Source organism: Endozoicomonas numazuensis (genome assembly GCF_000722635.1).
In the GTDB taxonomy this organism is placed as follows: Bacteria; Pseudomonadota; Gammaproteobacteria; order Pseudomonadales; family Endozoicomonadaceae; genus Endozoicomonas_A; species Endozoicomonas_A numazuensis.
Window position 1 is genome coordinate 558,212 of the sequence record NZ_JOKH01000003.1, and the last position, 19,525, is coordinate 577,736.

Consider the following 19,525-nt stretch of genomic DNA (forward strand, 5'->3'; position numbering starts at 1 on the left):
CGGGTGATAGCCAGATTGGATAAGTGCGTTGTATAGGTCTTTGTAGCCGACGCAGGAAAACAACACAACAGAGCAAGAAGTGTAAGAGCAAAACCAAACTGTCTGCAGGAGAACGGCACCGGGCATAAACCATTTTTTTACACAGGTAAAATAATAGACTATTCCCGGCGTTTAATAGGCCCGTTTACTGTCTGATCAGACGCAAGTCATCCTGTTCTGCCTGATGAGTGCTGCGCCATGGATTAATATCCAGACCTCCCCGGCGAACATAACGGGCATAAACCGTCAGTGATTCCATCTTGAACCGTGCCTGAATCTCTGTGAACACCCTTTCTACACACTGCTCATGAAACTCCTGGTGCCCTCTGAATGAACAGATGAATCTCAGGAACGACTCATGACTGATGGCTTCACCTTTGTATTGAACAACCACTGTGCCCCAATCTGGCTGCCCGGTCACCGGACAGTTGGACTTTAACAGGTGAGAGTGAATGGTCTCTTCTCTATCACCTTCCGTTCTTTGCAACAGATCGGGAGAATAGTCATAACAATCAATCGTCACATCCAGCTCATCAACCCCCGTACCGGGTGCTGGCTTGAATCCAAAAGCCTCCATCTCAGCAACGGTCATCAACTTCACTCTGACCGGTGCGCCTGCCGCCTGACTCAGGTCCTTTTCCATAACGGCCTGAACATGAGCAACCGATTCAAACTGAGACTGATTGAATGAATTCAAATAGAGTTTGAACGACTTGGATTCAACCAGACTGGGAGAGTTACAAGGCAACTCGAAGCGGCCTATCATGGCCAACGGCTTGCCCTTACTGTCCAGCCAGGACAGTTCATAGCCATACCAGACGTCACTGCCTACAAAAGGTAGATTTTCCGGGTCCAGACCCAGTTCCAGCTGCTTCTCCTTTCGGGGAATAGGGAACAAGAGCTCCGGATTATACTCAGACGGGTACTCACTGTTTTTCCCCAATGGGGAAGCATTCACTAATTCGCTCATATTTTCACTCTGATAAAACTCTGCCTGACGCCATGAGTTGATAACCCATTCAATCCAGAACATGTCAGAAAGCAGCACCTCAAGGCAACTTTGACTACGTTTGCACCCTGAAGAGTAGATCGAAAAATCGTGGAATCATACGCAGATCAGGCAAAAGCTGCCAGAGCGGAAAGCGCTCATGGATGCAGAAGAATACTCTCGCGTCCAGAAAAGATAGAAGAGAACATAGAGTCAGGAGGAATCCGGACTTTTACAAAAATGAACCCATGCGGTCAGGCAATAATTACCCTACCCCCCGTTCACCCCGGGCCTGTCGAAGGGTGCTGGTAATGCACTTCGACAGGCTCAATGACTTGCTTAGTTTCTCAGGCCTTTACCCACTCTCAACAAGTGCAGAGCCCAGGTCGCCATTATGACAATAGCTACAGTCATAACAACAAAAGCCCAGCCAATACTGATGCCACTGTCCTGCCCCAGAATGCCGTAACGAAAAGCATTCACCTGATAAAGAATCGGGTTCAGCAGAGATACAGACCGGAAGGGTTCAGGAAGAACATCCACAGAGTAGAATACACCGCCCAGATAGGTGAGCGGAGTCAATACAAACGTTGGAATGATGGCTACATCATCAAATTTTCTGGCAAACACGGCATTAATGAAGCCACACAGTGCAAACAGAGTAGCGGTCAGAAACACTGCCAGTAAAGTAATCAGAATATGATGCACCTGAAGCTCCACAAAGAACGCCCCCAGCAGCATCACCAGGACACCTACATATAATCCCCTGACAACACCACCCATGGTGTATCCAGCCAGAATAATCCAGTTTGGTACTGGCGACACCAGCAGTTCTTCAATACTCTTCTGAAACTTGTTGCTGAAGAAACTGGAAGCCACATTACTGAAACTGTTGGTAATAACCGCCATCATAACCAGTCCTGGTACGACAAAAGTCATGTAATCAAAGCCTCCCATTTCACCTACTCTGGAGCCAATCACAGCACCAAAAATAACGAAATACAGAGACATTGTGATAGCCGGCGGCAACAACGTCTGTGGCCAGATACGCATGAAACGACGAATTTCTTTGCTGAAAATGGTGTTAAACGCAACCAGATTATACTTCCATTCACTCACTGTGCGCTTCTCCCCTTCTCGGCTGCACTGCTGCTGGTTGTTGCCGGACTGTCAGAAGTCAGACTGACAAACAGCTCCTCCAGTCGATTGGACTTGTTCCTCATACTGGCCACTTCTATACGGCATTCACTCAGCTGCTGGAACAGGTCATTAACGCCCTGATCTTTTCCAACTTCAACCTCTATGCTGTAGCTGTCTATTTTCTTGACAGAATAACCGACAAAAGTCGGAAGATCGTTAATGGGCTCATTAAGATCCAAAACAAAACTCTCCTGCTGAAGTTTACTCAGCAGCGCCTTGGTGCTGGTATTTTCAACAATCTCACCGTTATCAATAATACCGATATTACGACAGAGCTGTTCGGCTTCTTCCAGATAATGGGTAGTTAAAATAATCGTGGTGCCCTGCTCGTTAATTTCTCTCAAAAAATCCCAGAGAGAACGTCGCAACTCAATATCAACACCCGCAGTCGGTTCATCCAGTATGAGCAGTTTGGGTTGATGAATCAGAGCCCTGACAATCATCAGGCGGCGTTTCATACCACCGGACAACATTCTTGAGATGTTATGTCGCTTGTCCCAAAGACCCAGTTGTTTCAGGTATTTCTCAGCACGCTTACGTGCTTCTTTCGCAGGAATGCCGTAGTAACCGGCTTGCGTTACAATGATATCTTCAACTTTTTCAAACTGATTAAAGTTAAATTCCTGGGGAACGACGCCCAGCATCCGTTTAGCCTTAACAAGGTCTGTATCAATATCATGCTCAAATACTGAAACCTTTCCAGAACTCTTGCGAACAAGAGAAGAGATAATGCCTATAGAGGTCGATTTACCGGCACCATTAGGCCCCAGCAGGGCATAAAAATCCCCTTCTGCAACAGAGAGATCAATCCCTTTCAGGGCTTGAAAACCATTGTCGTATTGTTTTCGTAAATCCTGTATTTCCAGTGCCTGGGTCATGCTTTCATTATCCGTAGTATGCAGTATCTCCATTCCTGCAGTGATGCTGCACAGTTTCACTCGTACTTTAATAGTGAAAATCATTAATAGTGAAAATCATTTCATCACCCAAAGGTGACGAAATGATTCTCTTCACTCATGGCTGCTTTCTTTTCTCTCTTTGCATACCCCGTTGAGAGAAAGAGAGGCGTCCAGTCAACACTGTAACTGTGACCGTTTTTCCATCATCAGGGAATAGAAAGACATCCTGCTGCTCATGGCTGTCAGTACTTACATTGAGGGGGTCTTAACACCCTCTTTGCGACATAGCGGGCTTCACTCTCTTGAACGAAGTGGTATACCCAACAGAAGGATGGTTGAAAGAAGATTGAACTGAATGCTCAACCCCCTCCCAAAATGAAAAAGAGAATCATTCTATTATAAAATGAACAATTAAACGGCATTTTTAGATCATTTTTTTCTTGTCAGGCATCGATCAACTGGGTGAGTGCAGGTTGTAATTGTGGGTAGGTAAACTGAAAACCTTCTGCCAACAGACGCTCTGGATAGACATTCTGACCTTTCAGTACCATCTCGGAAGATTCCCCCAAAAGTAATTTCAGAATCATGGCTGGCATGGTTAGAAAGGCAGGACGATTGAGGGAGGCGGCAAGAGCCTTTGAATACTCTTTATTACTGACGGCTTTTGGAGCGGTAGCGTTAAAAATGCCTTGTACTGACTCTTTTTCAAGTAAAAACAACAGCGCATTGACCATATCGTCCATGTGAATCCACGACATCATCTGTTTACCAGAACCTAGCGGGCCACCTATTCCCAACCGAAAAGGTGGTAGCATTTCATGCATGGCGCCGCCTTCAGGATGCAAAACCACACTGGTTCTGACCAGACACACCTTGACGTCCAAACCTTCTGCACGCTTTGCCGCCTGTTCCCACCGAACACAAAGCCCGGCCGCAAAATCGTCTCCAGGATCAGAAGACTCATCTAATCGGGTAGCATCATCCCTGCCGCCATAAAACCCAATGGCTGAACCACTGATCAGACAACGCGGGCGATTCTCCATTCGCTCGATCAGATCAACCAGCTCAGAAGTCAGAGTAACCCTGCTCTCCAACAGCTGTCTTTTTCTGGAGGGCGTCCATCGCTCATCCATAACACCCTCCCCTGCCAGATTGATCACCGCATCGTAGGCAATAGAAGGATTGACTGCCGACAACGACTTTACCGGTTTCACTTCACTAGTGAGAAGACGACGAACTTCTTTTGCATCCTGCCTGCTCAATACTGTCATCCGATGACCTTTTGACAGGAGTTTCGCTACCAGCCGCCGGCCAATAAACCCTGTTCCCCCGGTAATCAGTATCTGCATGGTATACAAGCCCTGAAAGTTGCATTGAAAGTTGCCTTGAAAAGAGTGGGAATACCTCGTCAGCTTTATGAAAAGAAAAGCCAATACCTCATAATAAACAGCCATGAGTGTCTGAAACAATTTTTCACATAAAAAAAATACCCTGGGTCCCCTCAGACCCGGGTATTTGACTGGCTGGCTTATCACTGGTTCCCGCTTCTCTTTTTTATATCCTTGAATTCCCTGGCGCTGTTTTTATTAATTTGCCTAAGTGACCTCATAATACGTATTTTCCGATACGGCTATTTTGATCCAGATCAACAAACCTCGGTTTACCCTTATCTGAACTGACAGGCAGTACCGCTTTTTCAATGACATAAACTCAATTCTTTCAGGCTCTCTGAGCCTGAACGAGTTGCGATCACTTTCTGTACGAGCAAGCTCATCAAAACTCTCGCTTCCCACTGAGGCAATGTGCGACACCTGTACCCGTTACCATTAGAGATGTGAGTAGGCGGCAAGCTCGCGAAGCCCCATGAGCCTACGGGTAGTAGGTGATTGATTGATTGAGGTGAGGGAGCGCAGCCAACAACCTCACATCTTCAATGGTGATGGGTACATACCATTGACTATTGTTCTAGACGTTCACTGACACTATACGCAGCCCTGAATACCAGACATGGGTTTGTTTGTGACAGGTTTCTCAGTAACGGAGTCCTTAGCTTGGTTTTTTGATTTATGTCAACCATAATGAAACCGGTTTCAGTAACCGGTTTCATCTAGAAACAACACAATGTAGACTGAGTTTCATCACTATTTTATTGAATGCTGAACGTTATTTTTCAGACGCCTTTAAGGCTATTTCAGTAAAGTCACCGGATGCTCTCCGGCTAACCGTTTACCAGACAGGAGTATCACCATGGATCTAGAGTCCGCTGTAATGGAGATTATCATTAACTCTGGCCAGGCTCGCAGCTGCGCTTACGAAGCTTTGTCTAAGGCAAAAGCCGGAGACTACGAAGGAGCCGAAGAAATGATGGCTCACGCTCAAGAAGCTGCCAAAGGGGCACACCGGGTTCAGACCCAGCTGATTGAGGAAGATCAGGGCGAAGGCAAGACCTCAATGACCCTGGTCATGGTTCATGCTCAGGATCATTTAATGACGTCCATGCTGGCTCAGGAAATGGTTCAGGAGTTGATAACACTTCACAAAAAAGTCGATCAGAAGTAATAATGGCCGGATCACAGCATTTTTGTAGAGAATTTGCCTTTTTCTCATGGTGTTTCATCGATCACCATGAGCCCGTGGAAAAAGCTTTCACTTCCAGGCATCGAGATTCTCTCACGCATAGCTGCAGACAAAGACATTCAGGCTGCAACACACAATGATCCGGACTTCGCATGCCCGTAGCGCAAGAAAGTCGTGAAGAGAAGGGTCAGGCAGCTTTTCACGCAGGATTGGACTAATGGCAACAATAAAAGACGTCGCTGAGCGAGCAAAAGTTTCCCGGGCTACGGTCTCGAGAGTACTGAACAACACCGGACAGGTTACCGAGTCAACTCGCCTGCGGGTGAAAGCCGCTATGGACGAAATGAAATACCGTCCCAACCCTGTCGCTCAGTCTCTGGCCAGCAACACCACCAACACCATAGGCTTGATGATCTCATCTTTCCGAGGGGGTTTTTTTGGTGACCTGATGGCTGAAGTTCAACAGGTTGTGGATTCTGCCGGTAAAGTAATGATTGTCACCCAGGGCAAACACAGCGCAGAAAGTGAGCGAGCCGCAATCGACTATCTGATCAACATGAGAGTCGATGGACTGCTACTTCATGTGCGATACCTGAGCGATGAGGAACTGATTACCATTGCTGAAACGGCGCCTCCCTTTGTACTTCTGGATCGCTATGTCGATGCGCTGTCCGATCGCTGCATTACCTTCGATCACATCAAGGCCAGCGACAGCGCTGTAGAAGTTCTATTGAAAAACGGTCACACCGGTATTGCCTGCCTGGCAGGGAAACTGACCAAATCCAAGGCAAAAGAACGTTTTCAGGGATACGCCAATGCCCTGACCCGTCACGATATTGCTTTAGACATGGACCTTGTAACAGAAGGCAATTATACGAGGGAGGCCGGATATGACGGAGCCAAGCAACTGCTGCTAACCGGTAAACCGTTTACCGCCGTCTATGCCTGCAGTGAAGAAATGGCAGCAGGCTGTATGGACGCCTTTCGTGAAAGCAACATTCGTGTACCCGAAGACGTTTCCCTGATCAGTTATGACAGTGTGGATCTGTGTACTTTTCTGACTCCACATGTTTCCGCACTGCATTTCCCGGTAACTGAGATGGCCAGCGTAGCGGGCACACTTTTAATGAACCGACTCAGGGAGGAAGGTTTTAGCAGGCCAGAGCACACGCATTTTGACGGTGAACTGCGCCTGAGACATTCAGTAAGGAAACTCAAATAGTTTTCGGTCAGACAGTCTTCTGCCCGTAGTCTGTGTCTGCTGGCTCACAACAAGAGCTTTGCAAAGCCTGAAGCGACTGCTGTCCGAAACCAACAGCCATGAGCCTAAATACAACCATGAGCCGAAATTCAGCCATGAGCCGAAAATGCAGCCTCATCATGAATGATTAGAAATAGCTGCAATCCGGATATGGCTGCATTTTCATAGCAAAGACATTCTGCAGCCATAGCCCCTGCCGATTCATCATTATGCAGGCAGAGAGTGGCAGCAGTCGGAAGTGAAGGTATACAGATGAAAAAACTGAAACTCGCCGTCATTGGTGGTGGCAGCAGTTATACACCAGAACTGATTGAAGGGGTGATCAAGAGAGCCGATCGCCTGCCTGTAGCCCAGATTGATCTGGTGGATATTGACGCCGGCCGCGAAAAGCTTGAAATTGTTACACGCCTGGCTCAGCGTATGGTTTCCAAGGCCGGACTGGATATTACTGTACGCGCCACTCTGGATCGTCGTGAAGCCATCAAAGATGCCAGCTTTATCATGACCCAGCTGCGCGTTGGCGGCCTGGCTGCACGCGCACGCGATGAACGCATCCCTCTCCAATACAATGTCATTGGCCAGGAAACTACCGGCCCTGGCGGACTGGCTAAAGCACTCAGAACCATCCCAGTACTTCTCGATATTTGTCGCGACATTGAAGAGCTGGCTCCGGAAGCCTGGCTGATTAACTTCACCAACCCCGCAGGCATGGTGACTGAGGCCATCAGCAAATACACCAAAGTCAAAGCTCTTGGCCTGTGTAATGTCCCAATTCACATGCATCACGATGTTGCAAAAGCGTTCAATGTTGATTTTGACCGCATCAAAACCACCTTTGCTGGCTTGAACCACCTGGTATGGATGAGCGACGTTCGCCTCGATGGCAAAGACATTACCGGCGACCTGATTGAAAAACTGTGCGACGGCGCCCATATGAATATGAACAATATTCATGAATCTCCCTGGGATCCTGACTTCCTGCGCGGCCTGGGCGTCATCCCCTGCCCTTACCACCGTTACTTCTATATGCAGGACGAGATGCTGGCAGAAGAACAGGAAGCCGCCAAGTCAAAAGGGACTCGCGCAGAGCAGGTTATGAAAACCGAAGAAGAACTGTTTGAGCTCTACCGCGACCCTGATCTGGACATCAAACCCCCGCAGCTGGAAAAGCGCGGAGGGGCTTATTACTCCGACGTTTCCCTGAATCTGGTTGATTCCTTGCACAATGACACCGGTATGATCAATGTTGTCAATACCGTTAACAACGGTGCCATCAGCAACATGCCCAACGACTGCGTTGTAGAAATCAGCTCTGTTATCGACAGCGGTGGTGCCCACCCGATTTCAATGGGCGCGTTGGCAGACAATCAGATTGGTCTCGCCCGTGCAGTCAAATCCTATGAATCCCTTGCAGTTGAAGCGGCTGTTCATGGTGACTACAGCAAGGCATTGCAAGCGTTGACCGCTAACCCTCTGATCCCCAGTGCCAAGATTGCCAAGTCTATTCTGGATGACATTCTGGAACAGAACGCTGACTACCTGCCACAGTTTGACCTGAAAAAATAATTCAGGTTGCAAACTGAAGCACACTTCCCGGTACACTCACCGGGAAGTCACAACTGTTTTCTAGAGAAGAACATGTGATCGCCGATCTGCTATCACAGGAGAAGTCATGAAACTGATTGCCAACGCTGATGATTACGGCCTGAGCGAAGGGGTCAATTACGGCATCATTGACGCTTATCAGAACGGCATTGTTCGCTCTACCACCATGATGGTAGGCATGCCAGGGGAAACCCATGCTGTTGAACTTGCCAGAGTCAACCCAGGCCTGAAAATCGGTATTCACCTTCGACTCACTGCTGGTCAATCGCTGTGCTCAGGTCTGAAAACACTGACGAATGAGGCTGGGCAATTCAACAATCAGACTGATTTTTATGGCAATGAAAACATCTGTCCTGAAGAAGTTGAAAGAGAGTTCCGCGCGCAAATTGATCGCTTCCTGTCACTGGGTTTAAAGCCAACCCATCTTGACAGTCATCATCATTGCTATGGACATCCCGCTGCCTACACGGTAGTACAAAAGATTGCCAAAGAACTGGCTATTCCTCTACGAACTGTGGACTCAAAAGAAGTCTCCAGAATCGGTGAGTTTAGCTATCGTTTCAGCGATGAGTTTTACGGTGATGTCAGCGAATCCATGTTATTGGATATCGTGGACAGGGAAATTGCCAGGCAGGGTCAAAACTGCATTCTGGAAGTCATGTGTCATCCCGCTTACATTGACCCCGCTCTGTATCAAATGAGTTCGTACTGCATTCAACGTGTCAGAGAAACTGAGATTCTCAATTCTGACTCGGTTAAGCGAGCCTTGGCAGAGCGCGGAGTGGAACTGACGGACTACGATTTCGTTACACAGCTAGCAGGCTGACCGGGAACAGACAGTCCAGCCTAAAATCCAGAACCTGTCGAAGGATGCTGATGATGCACTTCGACAGGCTTCAGTACAAACGGTATCAGGTATAACGTTTGGCTGCACCAGGAGCCAGACAAACACATCAAATGCCGTCTAATCCAGACTTTCTCTGCATTTTCAGCGAAAGCACTTCGCCCTGCAACCAGCATAAATCTGTCTCTCCAGTCTTGTGGATAACGCCTCTTGAAAAGTTCCTTTTTATTTCATGGAGATGACATTTTTGTGAACCCTGTCACAGCAAAGATCTGAAAATAGAGCACAATAATAATCACATGTAACCGGTTTCATTCTCTGATTCAGTCGTACAGGTATGCCGTCCAATAACAAAGTGAATTCAATCAAACTGCCCCAGTAGCAATTCTGCAAACAGGCCCCTGAGAGAAACTCACACCAATAAGACATACACAGGGACACAACAATAATGAAAATCTTGACCAGGTCACTGCTGAGTGCAGCCGTCAGTACAGTTGTTGCTTTTTCTGCATCATCAGCCGCATCTGCAGATGAAGCCTCGCCTTTCTTCTCAGACTCATCCATTAGCGGCAGTGTAAACTTTTTTCTGCGTGACCGGGATCGTGCAGGCACCGATGCAAACGGCAAAGACACCTCTAAAACAAGCAACCTTGATCACGGCTCTGCTTTTGCCAACCTCAGCTTTCAGTCTGGTTACATCAATAATTTTGTTGGCCTGGACGCCATGGTGTATGCGACCTATGACATGTGGCAAGACGCAAGCGCTGACCATGAAATGAACTTCTGGAATATTGATAACCCCTATGACAAGAAGCCGGAAGATGACAAATGTACAAATATCTGGACTGACTGTAATGCAAACGGAGTTTCCCTTGGAACTGCAGCTCTGAAATTCCAACTGGGAGAGAGCAGCACTGCTAAACTGGGTTATTTCCAGCCATCGGTACCCAGTACACTGGGTGTTAACTGGTCTTTTGCACCAGGAACCTATCGCGGTGGTGAAATTGGCACCTCGATCAGCGGACTCTCACTCGGTCTGGTAGTAGCGGACCAATACAAGGCTCCCTGGTATAAAGACGACTACGAGTTCAGAACCACGCTTAACAAAGATGCGGGCGAGGTTTATTCAACAGGTGCACGCTACACACTGGAAAATGGTCTTGCCATTGATGTCGGCTATGGTGCGCTGACCGATGGCGACAGGAAAAATGCCCATATCAAACTAAAGGGCGAATCTGCTGGCGGACTGAACTGGTCGCCTCAGCTTTACGTTACCCGTGATGATGAACAGTATGACTCCACTGCCTTCCAGCTTGCTCTGCTGACAAGCATGTCTTCAGGTCAATACTCTTATAGAGCTGAAGCAACCTACACATCTGCGGAATCAAAAGTAAAAGGCGTGTCAGAAAACTTCACCTATCGACTCACTAAACAATTTGGCGGGTCGAATGGTGCTTACGACATCTGGTGGAATAACCGCTCTGATTTTAACCACGATGAAGAGCTGGCATTCTTTCTTTCTGCCAGTCGTGATTTTTCAGATATCGATGCCCCTGGCTTCAGTGCCGGCATCAGCGGCGCATACGGCTTTGGCTCCAAGGCAACCGGGTATGATGATCTCAAAGAATATGCCTACAGTTTGTTTGCAAACTACTCTATCCAGAATGGAGCCCTTAAAGGTGCCACCATTGGACTGCACTTTACTCAGTACTTTAACGACACAGATGCCCCTGCCTGGAATGGTTATACCAACCTCTTCCAGGATGAAACCGACTTCAAACTGATCTTGAGCATGCCGTTCAGCATCAAAGAATAATCAGGAGCAACCCGGGATAAAAAAACGGAGCCGATTGGCTCCGTTTTTTTATCCCGTCAGGAAGAATTTGTTTATCTGTGTCCAACCCGACCTGGATTGACAATCATGCCGCTCTGCTCCAAACCACCACTCACCGCCACTACTTTCCAGGTTCCTATGCCACTGCTGAAAGGCAGAATGACATGGGCTCGGCCTGTCTCGTCAACATCCCCCTGACCAACAACATTACCATTAATGTCCATCACCATAACCTGTCCAACTGATACAGGCTGACCCTGGCTCATAACATTCACATTAGCCATGTTGCCAAACATACTGCCAGATACATCCAGGTCAGCAGCAGAGGCAGCCATTGCAAACACTGTCAGGGCTGCAGCAGCACTCATTTTGATGGTTTTCTTCAGCATGTTTATCTCCTTGAAATAAGTATTCAGACGCACAGCCCAACCAGTGGCTGTATAAAACTCATATTAGGTGTCTGTGCGACAAAGCCATTAGATCCTACATAGCTCGAAATAGAGTTTCCGATCTTGCTCATTACTTAATGCTCTAAGAAACAATGCTGGCAGCTCTATTTTAAGATCCCTACTCAAGTCAGAGATCACAAATAAAAAGCCATCCTCAGAAAAATTCAATAAAACTCTTATAATTCAGTTAGTTATAACAAATAAAAAGCGCGAAAATATGACACTTATTGAATGATTTTATCTGTTGAAGCGTGATCATTTGACATCAGAATCGTTGACGACTTCTTCCATCCGCCAAGTCTTTAATACCTTGATAAATCAGGCCCACTAACAATATCACGAACCAGACTCAATCATTCCCGTGATTTTCAATCCATTGACATGCCTTTTCTTCTGGTAGCTGTTGAGGTTTTGCTTTCGAGCCCAGTCGCAAACAAAATCTCAACAGACCTTAATCAGACAAATGTTTTCCTACGCTCACGGTGGTTTGGTCTATTATTCCATGAATTCATAAACCATCAATTTGCTCTCTGTTTAGAATCTTCTCCCCGGAGTCTCCCCAATGTTCAAATCTGCATTCGGCACACTTCAGCAGATAGGTCGGGCACTCATGCTGCCTGTAGCCGTACTACCTGTTGCAGGGATACTGCTGGGTGTAGGCAGTGCCGGCTTCGATTTTATTCCAGACCTGGTCTCAAGCATCATGGCTCAGGCCGGAGGCATGGTATTCGGAAACCTGCCTATCATCTTTGCCATCGGCACCGCCATCGGTCTCACCGATAACGACGGAGTCTCATCCGTTGCAGCCACCGTTGGCTATGTGGTCATGCTTGGCACGATGGGCGTCATGGCCGCAGAACTGGAGGTAGAACCCAGTTCGATTATGGGCATTGACACAATTGAGACGGGGGTTTTCGGCGGGATTATTGTTGGCATCATGGCGGCCTCATTCTTTAACCGCTTTTACAAGATCAAACTACCGGATTATCTCGGCTTCTTTGCCGGAAAGCGGTTTGTCCCTATCATCACAGCCATCGGGGCTATCTTTCTGGGGATTATCCTGAGCTATATCTGGCCTCCTATTCAGGATGGTATTGATGCCTTCTCACAATGGTCTGTGACTGAAAATCCGGTTATGGCAGGCTTTGTCTATGGTGTGATTGAACGCGGCCTGATTCCATTTGGCCTGCACCACATCTGGAACGTACCTTTTCAGATGGAAATGGGCGAATTTATTGATCCATCAGGTAATGTTTATACCGGCGATATAGCTCGCTTCTTCGCAGGTGACCCTACAGCAGGATTCCTCGCAGGCGGCTATCTTTTCAAAATGTTCGGTTTGCCCGCCGCCGCCATTGCCATCTGGCATTGTGCCAAGCCGGCAAACAAACATAAGGCTGCTGGTCTGATGATCTCAGCAGCACTGACCTCATTACTGACAGGCATCACAGAACCCATAGAGTTCTCGTTTCTATTCGTGGCTCCGGTACTGTATGTCATTCACGCGCTCCTGGCTGGACTGGCATACGCCATTACCAATTATCTTGAAATCAAAATGGCCATGTCATTCTCCAATGGCCTGATCGACTATGCCCTCTACTACGGTATAGCGACTAAACCTTCCTGGATAATTGGCCTTGGGCTGATCTACGCGGTGGTCTACTATGTCATCTTCAGAGTTATGATCACCTTGATGGATCTAAAAACACCGGGACGTGAAGACGAAACTGAACTTGTAGCCAAAGTGGTCGCTTCCAGCGACCTGGCCAGAAACCTTATTCTGGCCTTTGGAGGCAAGGGAAATATCAAGAACCTGGATGCCTGTATCACTCGCTTGAGAGTCACGGTCAACAACCCTGACGATGTTGACCAGGATGCGATTAAACAACTGGGAGCTACCGCCGTAGTGGTGGTAGGCCAGAATATGCAGGCTATTTTTGGTACTCAGTCCGATAACATTCGGACTGAGATGGAAGAAGCCATTAAGGCCATGTAATACCAATCGTACTTTCTAACTACGCTATTGCGCTGGCAATCTGAACACCAGCCCTGCGTTGGAACTCCTCGCAATAGCTAGCTATTACTCGTCGTTCCGCCTTGTTCTGCCGTCCAGCTTGCCATGCTCATTACGGTAGTTAGAAAGCACGATTGGTATAAATCCAGTCAGAATCATTGATAAGATTCTACCGCTGCGCAGAGGGAACGGACTCTCTCCACAGACACCTCTCCCTCTTCCAGAACACTGCTGTATGCGTGAACACTGGTTGAATGATCTTCTACGGATAACTGCTGAAGAATCTTACTGATATTTTCAGGGCCTACTCCCCCTCCTATCACCAGCTCCAGCCGGTTTTTAGCCCTGAGCATCAGCTGCTCAAGCATTCTAACCCCTTCAAAAGCGCCATCTGCAGACCCCCAGGCTGTTCCACTACTTAATATACGATCAACGCCGTATTGAATCAGGACATCCAGGCTCTCAAACATATTGGGCGTAGCATCCAGTGCACGATGGAACGTCACTGACAGATTACGTGTTTTTGCAGTGTCTACCAGCTGGCCCAACACATCTCGATTAATGGTATTCCCGGGGAGTTGAAGTGCACCAATAACAACACCATCTGCTCCAGCCAAAGCCGCATCGGAAATCTGCTGCTCCATTAGCTCAACTTCTTCGGTTCCAAAAGAGAAGTCACCACCACGGGGGCGAATCATGCAGAGCAATCCACAACGATCCTGAAATGCCTTTCTGGCCGCTTCCAGGTGCGCCATAGCGGGTGTAGTACCTCCGACCGACATGTCACCACACAACTCTATTCGTGATGCTCCTCCTTCGTAGGCCGCTGCAACAGAGCGATAAACATAGTCTGGATTCAGACTGTTGACGCAAATCTCAACAGGGATTGGCAAGGTATAACTCCTGGATGCCCATAGCGAAATAAAAACGACACTAAGAACCTATTATAGAAGCCTGTCCTGCTTCTCTTTGTGACTGAAGTCATAGACAGGAGAACTCTGACAACGATAAACAGATTCTCACAGATAGCACAGAAAAACATACTCTTTACAAAGGAGGGCGCACAAAACTAATCAATAGATATAGAGATTCTTGGGGAGTTAATGAGATGCTGACAACTCTGAATCAGAGCTGCACTTGTTGACTATGAAAAGGCAGCTCTATCAGACCCTGTAGCCATGTTTACAGCAACAGGATCAAGGAAGCTTACCTGTCATGCGAAGTACGTCATCGATCAGAATCTTATCCAGTCTCTGCTTCTGTTTAAGCAACTCCATCTTTCCCGGACTGACTCTGACCTTCACATTTTTTGGCTGGCCGCCTGTGATAACAGGAGGTATTGTAACGGTATATTCTTCATGGCTTGGATCAACAAAATCAGGCACAGAGTGTGGCATATCATCGAAGCGTTGCCCCGCCGGTTGATGCTTAAGGAGATCCTCACAATAAGACGCCATATAGGAAGAACAGGCTGTTTTAGCTCCCGTTTTCCCGGAATCTGAGCCTCTTCTTACAGTTGCATCAAAACCTGTACTTTCTCTTGTCTGATCTTTCTTTTCATCTGGCTTGATAGCAATACCAGCCAACCGGGCTGCCTGCTCAATTTGCTTTGATTCCAACTGCTTGAGTGTTGCCACCAGCTCCTGATGGGACATCTGGTTAAGGCGAGCTCGCCGTGACTGATCATAAGAGCGATAACTGTTCCCTTGTAGCAAAGGGCCGCCATCCAGATACTTGTAAACCGCCTCTCTTCGAACAGAATCAAGCTGTTCAATGACTACCTGTAATTTCTCTGTCTCTTTCTTATCCTCCTGGGACAGTGAGAACACCTTGAATGAATAAATCAACAGCAGGAAGCCGGTAATCACTAGCGCAATAAGTATTAAAATTCCTTTCATAACATCTCCTTCAGTCTGAACCTCTTGACCTTCACAAAGTAAGACCATGGCCTTCCTAGACGATTCAATCGCCGACAGCTTAGAAGAAGGAAAGAAAAACATCACTAACAGAGCGGTTAGGGCGAAACTCTAACCATTAGAAGTAACAGGAAAGCGGGAAAGCGGGAAAGCGGGAAAGCGGGAAAGCGGGAAAGCGGGAAAGCGGGAAAGCGGGAATATTGAAAGCCGGCAGAGCACCGGCTTCAAGATCCAGACAGACTTTATTTTCGAAAATAACAGTCCATCTGAACCAGTCAGAACATTACTTCATTTTAACAATCAGTAAATCATCACTGCCCTGAATCACTGAACCCGAAGCCTTTTCCAGAGAAGCCACGTCATCCATATTAGAGATAACAACCGGAGTAATGATGCTCTTGGCTTTTTCTTTCAGTAAGTCCAGGTCCACTTCAATCACCGGATCGCCAGCTTTGACCTGCTGACCTTCGCTAGCGATACGTTTGAACCCCTCGCCCTTAAGTTCAACCGTATCAATGCCAAAGTGAACAAACAGCTCAACCCCACTAGGAGTCTCCATACTGAAAGCATGATTGGTTTCAAAGATCTTGCCAATCTCACCATCACAGGGTGCAACCATCACCTTACCGGTAGGATTAATGGCAATGCCATCACCCACTACTTTGTCGGCAAATACGGGATCGGGCACCTCTTCAATGGGTACGACTTCACCGGTCAGTGGCGCTTTGATCACAGTTCCCTGATCAGCAGACAACCCCATACTTTTCTTGAGAGAGTCAAAAAGGCCCATCGCTTTCACCTTTTACTTCGAACGCATTGATTTTAGGAGCCCTTTGAAAATCAGGCCAGTCGACCTGATTGAAACTCCCGATTCCTTTCCGGATTAGCCACTGAAGCGTTTAAACTTCAGTGGCTGTGTATCCTTTATACGGTAACAATATCCGCCACTTTCAACAGATTACTGTCAATCGCATTATGCTTACTGATCGCTTCTTCCAGTGGCGTCTGAACAATCTTTTGATCACGAACACCGACCATTACACCACTAATGCCATCACGCAAGGCTTCAACAGAAGCTACTCCCAGTCGACTGGCCAGAACACGGTCATAGCAACTTGGCTTACCACCACGCTGAATATGACCCAGTACCGTCACTTTGACTTCATAGGCCGGGAAGTTTTCCTCCACCGCCCGAGACAGCTCAAACACGCCTCCAGACTTGTCACCCTCTGATACCACAACAATACTGGACGTCTTTCCCGCCCTGCCACTGTTTTCCAGGGAGTCCATCAACTGATCAATAGGCTTCTGATCTTCAGGAATCAGAATCTCTTCTGCACCTGCTGCAATACCTGCATTTAAGGCAATAAACCCAGCATCTCGACCCATGACCTCAATCAAGAAAAGGCGATTATGAGAAGTCGCCGTATCACGAATCTTATCAATAGCTTCTACAACCGTATTCAGTGCGGTGTCATAGCCGATGGTGAAGTCGGTTCCGAAGATATCGTTATCGATAGTGCCAGGAACACCAATACACGGAAGCCCATGTTCTTTCTCTAGTAGCATGGCTCCGGTGAAAGAACCATCACCACCAATGACCACCAGACCATCCAGCCCTGCCGCTTTGGCATTTTCATAAGCAGCGGCCCGACCTTCCGGAGTACGAAATTCCTGACAGCGGGCAGACTTCAGGAAAGTCCCCCCCTGATTGATTATATTGGCCACTGAGCGCGCATTCATTATTTCCAGGTCGTTATCAATCAGGCCTTTGTACCCTTCATGAATGGCGACCGGCTCAATGCCGTAAAAGATACAGCTGCGAACTACGGAACGAATGGCTGCATTCATGCCCGGAGCATCGCCACCTGAAGTAAGCACACCGACTTTTTTCAGTTCTGCCATGATCTGCTCGTCTCCTAAATCCCATCAGGGGAAGCATCAGGCATGCCGCTCAAACAACACGCCTGTATTGACTGAATTCTTTACCATAAATAACGGTTTATCCCATAAATGATAAACCGTTATTAAACGCTCATGGCTATTTAAACGCTCATGGCTATTTAAACGCTCATGGCTATTTAACAGTAACAATCTGCATGGTGTTAGTGCCGCCTTCGACTTCACCTGACTCACCCTTGGTCAGGATAATACGGTCACCGGATTCCAGCAGGCCACGTTCTTTCAGTTCTGCAATGGCTCGATCGTTCACTTCAGAGCCATACTTGCTGCCACTGTCAAAAGCCACAGACTCAACACCACGGAACAGAGCAACGCGACGCTCAGTGGTTTTGTAACGAGTCAGTGCAAAAATGGGCAGGCTTGTATTAACGCGAGACATCCACAATGGTGTAGCGCCGGTCTTGGTCAGGCAGACAATAGCCTTGACGCCTTCCAGACTGTTGGCAGCATGCATGGCCGCCAGAGCAATGGCGGCATCGGTTTCACCCGCATAAGCCTTGTCCAGGCTGCTGCCTGAAATCATTTCAGGGTATTTTTCAGCACCCTGACAGATACGGGCCATAGCCTTAACAACTTCGTGTGGACGCTTGCCTGTCGCCGTCTCTCCAGACAGCATCACTGCATCAGTACCGTCCAGAACCGCATTGGCCACATCAAACACTTCAGCACGGGTTGGCTGAGTATTGTGGATCATGGATTCCATCATCTGAGTAGCCGTAATGACAGGACGGTTCAGACGACGGGCAACATTGATCATTTGTTTCTGGACGCCGATCAGTTCAGCATCACCGATTTCAACGCCCAGATCACCGCGAGCCACCATTACCGCGTCAGAAGCCTTGATAACTTCTTCCAGCAGTTCGTGGCTTTGTACTACTTCAGCGCGTTCAATCTTGGAGAGAATGGCAGCACTACCACCCGCCTCACCCAACAGTTTGCGCGCCAGCTCAACGTCAGCGGCACTGCGCACAAAGGAAACGGCCAGGAAATCAACACCCAGAGAAGCAGCCAGCTTGATGTCTTCCTTATCCTTTTCAGTCAGAGCATCAGCAGAGAGACCACCACCGGCCAGGTTGATCCCCTTGTTATTGGACAGTTCGCCACCATCAAGCGTTGTGGTTACGATACGGGAACCTTCAATAGCTTTTACCTGCAAACTCAGACGACCATCGTCAAGCAGCAGCACGTCACCTACCTTGCAGTCATTCGGCAGGTTTTTGTAAGCCAGGCCAACCTGAGTCTCATCACCCGCATCAATAGGTAACTCAGCATCCAGAATGAAGTCTGCACCATCTGGCAGAATAATCTTGCCATTCTGGAAGCGACCGATACGGATTTTGGGTCCCTGCAGATCCCCTAGAATCGCAACACTGCGCCCCAGACGAGCAGCAATACTGCGAATGCGCTCTGCGCGGATGCGGTGATCATCGGCATCACCATGGGAGAAGTTCAGTCGAACAACGTTGACACCGGCTTCAATCAGCTTGGTGAGCTGTTCTTCGGATTCTGTGGCAGGTCCGAGTGTGGCAACGATTTTTGTGCGTCTGAGCATGATATCCTCTCGCGAATTCGCCACGAATCGACCCAGCACGATGAAACTACTTGAATGGAGAGTCGACCGAGGCATAAATGCCATACGGCAGTGTGACAACAGTTTTTAAGTGAGAAACGATCGACGTGTGCCAACCTCATTAAGGTAAACGCCTGCCGTAGTTCCTACATCTGTTCGATCTTGATAAAGCAGCAAAAAGAAGAATGTGCACCCTAAGAAACCAGCATGCCAATCTGGATCCAGTATAGTTGGCATGCTATTTCTCGACATCCCGGAGATTCACCGAATCTGTACATTCTCGGCTAACCACTCATACACCTTCTTCTTTTTGCTGCTTGCCAGCACCCTCTTTTCAGAGTACCAGTCCCCATCTGAAAAGCCTCAC

General features: G+C 47.9%; 16 protein-coding genes. 6 read left to right on the forward strand and 10 right to left on the reverse strand.

Going from position 1 to position 19,525, the window contains the following annotated elements; all coding sequences use genetic code 11:
- Positions 1-184 precede the first annotated feature (184 nt).
- The 4 genes from queF to GZ78_RS15200 all read right to left on the reverse strand — a co-directional run bounded on the left by queF (position 185) and on the right by GZ78_RS15200 (position 4,475).
- Positions 185-1,072, reverse strand: coding sequence for an NADPH-dependent 7-cyano-7-deazaguanine reductase QueF (gene queF / locus GZ78_RS15185; RefSeq protein WP_330217614.1), 888 nt, complete (start codon positions 1,070-1,072; stop codon positions 185-187).
- 294 nt (positions 1,073-1,366) lie between these two features.
- Complete coding sequence (locus tag GZ78_RS15190) at positions 1,367-2,146, reverse strand: ABC transporter permease (protein WP_051786218.1); 780 nt, start codon at positions 2,144-2,146, stop codon at positions 1,367-1,369.
- Entirely contained in the window at positions 2,143-3,105 is a 963-nt protein-coding gene (locus tag GZ78_RS15195; RefSeq protein ID WP_051786275.1) for an ABC transporter ATP-binding protein, read from the reverse strand. Before GZ78_RS15195 ends, GZ78_RS15190 begins: the two co-directional genes overlap by 4 nt.
- Before the next feature lie 464 nt (positions 3,106-3,569).
- Positions 3,570-4,475 (reverse strand): TIGR01777 family oxidoreductase, encoded by a 906-nt coding sequence (locus GZ78_RS15200; protein ID WP_034838431.1) that lies wholly within the window; start codon positions 4,473-4,475, stop codon positions 3,570-3,572.
- An 898-nt stretch (positions 4,476-5,373) separates the two neighbouring features.
- On the opposite strand from GZ78_RS15200, the gene GZ78_RS15210 reads away from it, so the two are divergent.
- From GZ78_RS15210 to GZ78_RS15230, 5 genes are all read left to right on the forward strand, one after another.
- Entirely contained in the window at positions 5,374-5,685 is a 312-nt protein-coding gene (locus GZ78_RS15210; RefSeq protein WP_051786219.1) for a PTS lactose/cellobiose transporter subunit IIA, read from the forward strand.
- A 235-nt stretch (positions 5,686-5,920) separates the two neighbouring features.
- A complete protein-coding gene (locus GZ78_RS15215; RefSeq protein WP_034837638.1) occupies positions 5,921-6,925 on the forward strand; it encodes a LacI family DNA-binding transcriptional regulator in 1,005 nt (334 codons plus the stop codon).
- Positions 6,926-7,216: 291 nt separating this feature from the next.
- Positions 7,217-8,530: a 6-phospho-beta-glucosidase gene (locus GZ78_RS15220; RefSeq protein ID WP_034838434.1), complete on the forward strand. Its 1,314-nt coding sequence runs from the start codon at positions 7,217-7,219 to the stop codon at positions 8,528-8,530.
- Between the two features lie 106 nt (positions 8,531-8,636).
- Positions 8,637-9,395, forward strand: a complete 759-nt coding sequence (gene chbG / locus GZ78_RS15225; protein WP_034837640.1) for a chitin disaccharide deacetylase — start codon at positions 8,637-8,639, stop codon at positions 9,393-9,395.
- Between the two features lie 466 nt (positions 9,396-9,861).
- Positions 9,862-11,229: an OprD family porin gene (locus GZ78_RS15230; protein WP_034837642.1), complete on the forward strand. Its 1,368-nt coding sequence runs from the start codon at positions 9,862-9,864 to the stop codon at positions 11,227-11,229.
- 71 nt (positions 11,230-11,300) lie between these two features.
- Here GZ78_RS15230 and GZ78_RS15235 read toward each other — a convergent pair whose 3' ends face one another.
- On the reverse strand, positions 11,301-11,636 hold the full coding sequence (locus GZ78_RS15235; protein WP_034837644.1) for a hypothetical protein: 336 nt from the start codon (positions 11,634-11,636) through the stop codon (positions 11,301-11,303).
- Between the two features lie 622 nt (positions 11,637-12,258).
- Here GZ78_RS15235 and ptsG point away from each other — a divergent pair.
- On the forward strand, positions 12,259-13,692 hold the full coding sequence (ptsG, locus tag GZ78_RS15240) for a PTS glucose transporter subunit IIBC (RefSeq protein ID WP_034837647.1): 1,434 nt from the start codon (positions 12,259-12,261) through the stop codon (positions 13,690-13,692).
- A gap of 173 nt (positions 13,693-13,865) precedes the next feature.
- Here the strand turns inward: ptsG and GZ78_RS15245 are convergent, their stop codons facing one another.
- From GZ78_RS15245 to pyk, 5 genes are all read right to left on the reverse strand, one after another.
- Complete coding sequence (locus tag GZ78_RS15245) at positions 13,866-14,603, reverse strand: copper homeostasis protein CutC (protein WP_051786220.1); 738 nt, start codon at positions 14,601-14,603, stop codon at positions 13,866-13,868.
- 303 nt (positions 14,604-14,906) lie between these two features.
- Positions 14,907-15,608, reverse strand: coding sequence for a hypothetical protein (locus GZ78_RS15250; protein ID WP_152558759.1), 702 nt, complete (start codon positions 15,606-15,608; stop codon positions 14,907-14,909).
- Positions 15,609-15,909: 301 nt separating this feature from the next.
- Entirely contained in the window at positions 15,910-16,416 is a 507-nt protein-coding gene (crr, locus tag GZ78_RS15255) for a PTS glucose transporter subunit IIA (protein WP_034837653.1), read from the reverse strand.
- 134 nt (positions 16,417-16,550) lie between these two features.
- Complete coding sequence (gene pfkA / locus GZ78_RS15260) at positions 16,551-17,531, reverse strand: 6-phosphofructokinase (RefSeq protein WP_034837656.1); 981 nt, start codon at positions 17,529-17,531, stop codon at positions 16,551-16,553.
- A 172-nt stretch (positions 17,532-17,703) separates the two neighbouring features.
- The gene (gene pyk / locus GZ78_RS15265) at positions 17,704-19,140 is read right to left on the reverse strand and encodes a pyruvate kinase (protein WP_034837659.1); all 1,437 of its coding nucleotides are present in this window, start codon (positions 19,138-19,140) and stop codon (positions 17,704-17,706) included.
- Positions 19,141-19,525 lie beyond the last annotated feature (385 nt).

What these genes read in the sequence shown, in the direction of transcription:
- queF (WP_330217614.1), bottom strand. Translation starts at nt 1,072, where the DNA reads ATGTTCTGGATTGAATGGGTTATCAACTCATGGCGTCAGGCAGAGTTT.
- GZ78_RS15195 (WP_051786275.1), bottom strand. Translation starts at nt 3,105, where the DNA reads ATGACCCAGGCACTGGAAATACAGGATTTACGAAAACAATACGACAAT.
- GZ78_RS15200 (WP_034838431.1), bottom strand. Translation starts at nt 4,475, where the DNA reads ATGCAGATACTGATTACCGGGGGAACAGGGTTTATTGGCCGGCGGCTG.
- GZ78_RS15210 (WP_051786219.1), top strand. Translation starts at nt 5,374, where the DNA reads ATGGATCTAGAGTCCGCTGTAATGGAGATTATCATTAACTCTGGCCAG.
- GZ78_RS15215 (WP_034837638.1), top strand. Translation starts at nt 5,921, where the DNA reads ATGGCAACAATAAAAGACGTCGCTGAGCGAGCAAAAGTTTCCCGGGCT.
- GZ78_RS15220 (WP_034838434.1), top strand. Translation starts at nt 7,217, where the DNA reads ATGAAAAAACTGAAACTCGCCGTCATTGGTGGTGGCAGCAGTTATACA.
- chbG (WP_034837640.1), top strand. Translation starts at nt 8,637, where the DNA reads ATGAAACTGATTGCCAACGCTGATGATTACGGCCTGAGCGAAGGGGTC.
- GZ78_RS15230 (WP_034837642.1), top strand. Translation starts at nt 9,862, where the DNA reads ATGAAAATCTTGACCAGGTCACTGCTGAGTGCAGCCGTCAGTACAGTT.
- GZ78_RS15235 (WP_034837644.1), bottom strand. Translation starts at nt 11,636, where the DNA reads ATGCTGAAGAAAACCATCAAAATGAGTGCTGCTGCAGCCCTGACAGTG.
- ptsG (WP_034837647.1), top strand. Translation starts at nt 12,259, where the DNA reads ATGTTCAAATCTGCATTCGGCACACTTCAGCAGATAGGTCGGGCACTC.
- GZ78_RS15250 (WP_152558759.1), bottom strand. Translation starts at nt 15,608, where the DNA reads ATGAAAGGAATTTTAATACTTATTGCGCTAGTGATTACCGGCTTCCTG.
- crr (WP_034837653.1), bottom strand. Translation starts at nt 16,416, where the DNA reads ATGGGCCTTTTTGACTCTCTCAAGAAAAGTATGGGGTTGTCTGCTGAT.
- pfkA (WP_034837656.1), bottom strand. Translation starts at nt 17,531, where the DNA reads ATGGCAGAACTGAAAAAAGTCGGTGTGCTTACTTCAGGTGGCGATGCT.
- pyk (WP_034837659.1), bottom strand. Translation starts at nt 19,140, where the DNA reads ATGCTCAGACGCACAAAAATCGTTGCCACACTCGGACCTGCCACAGAA.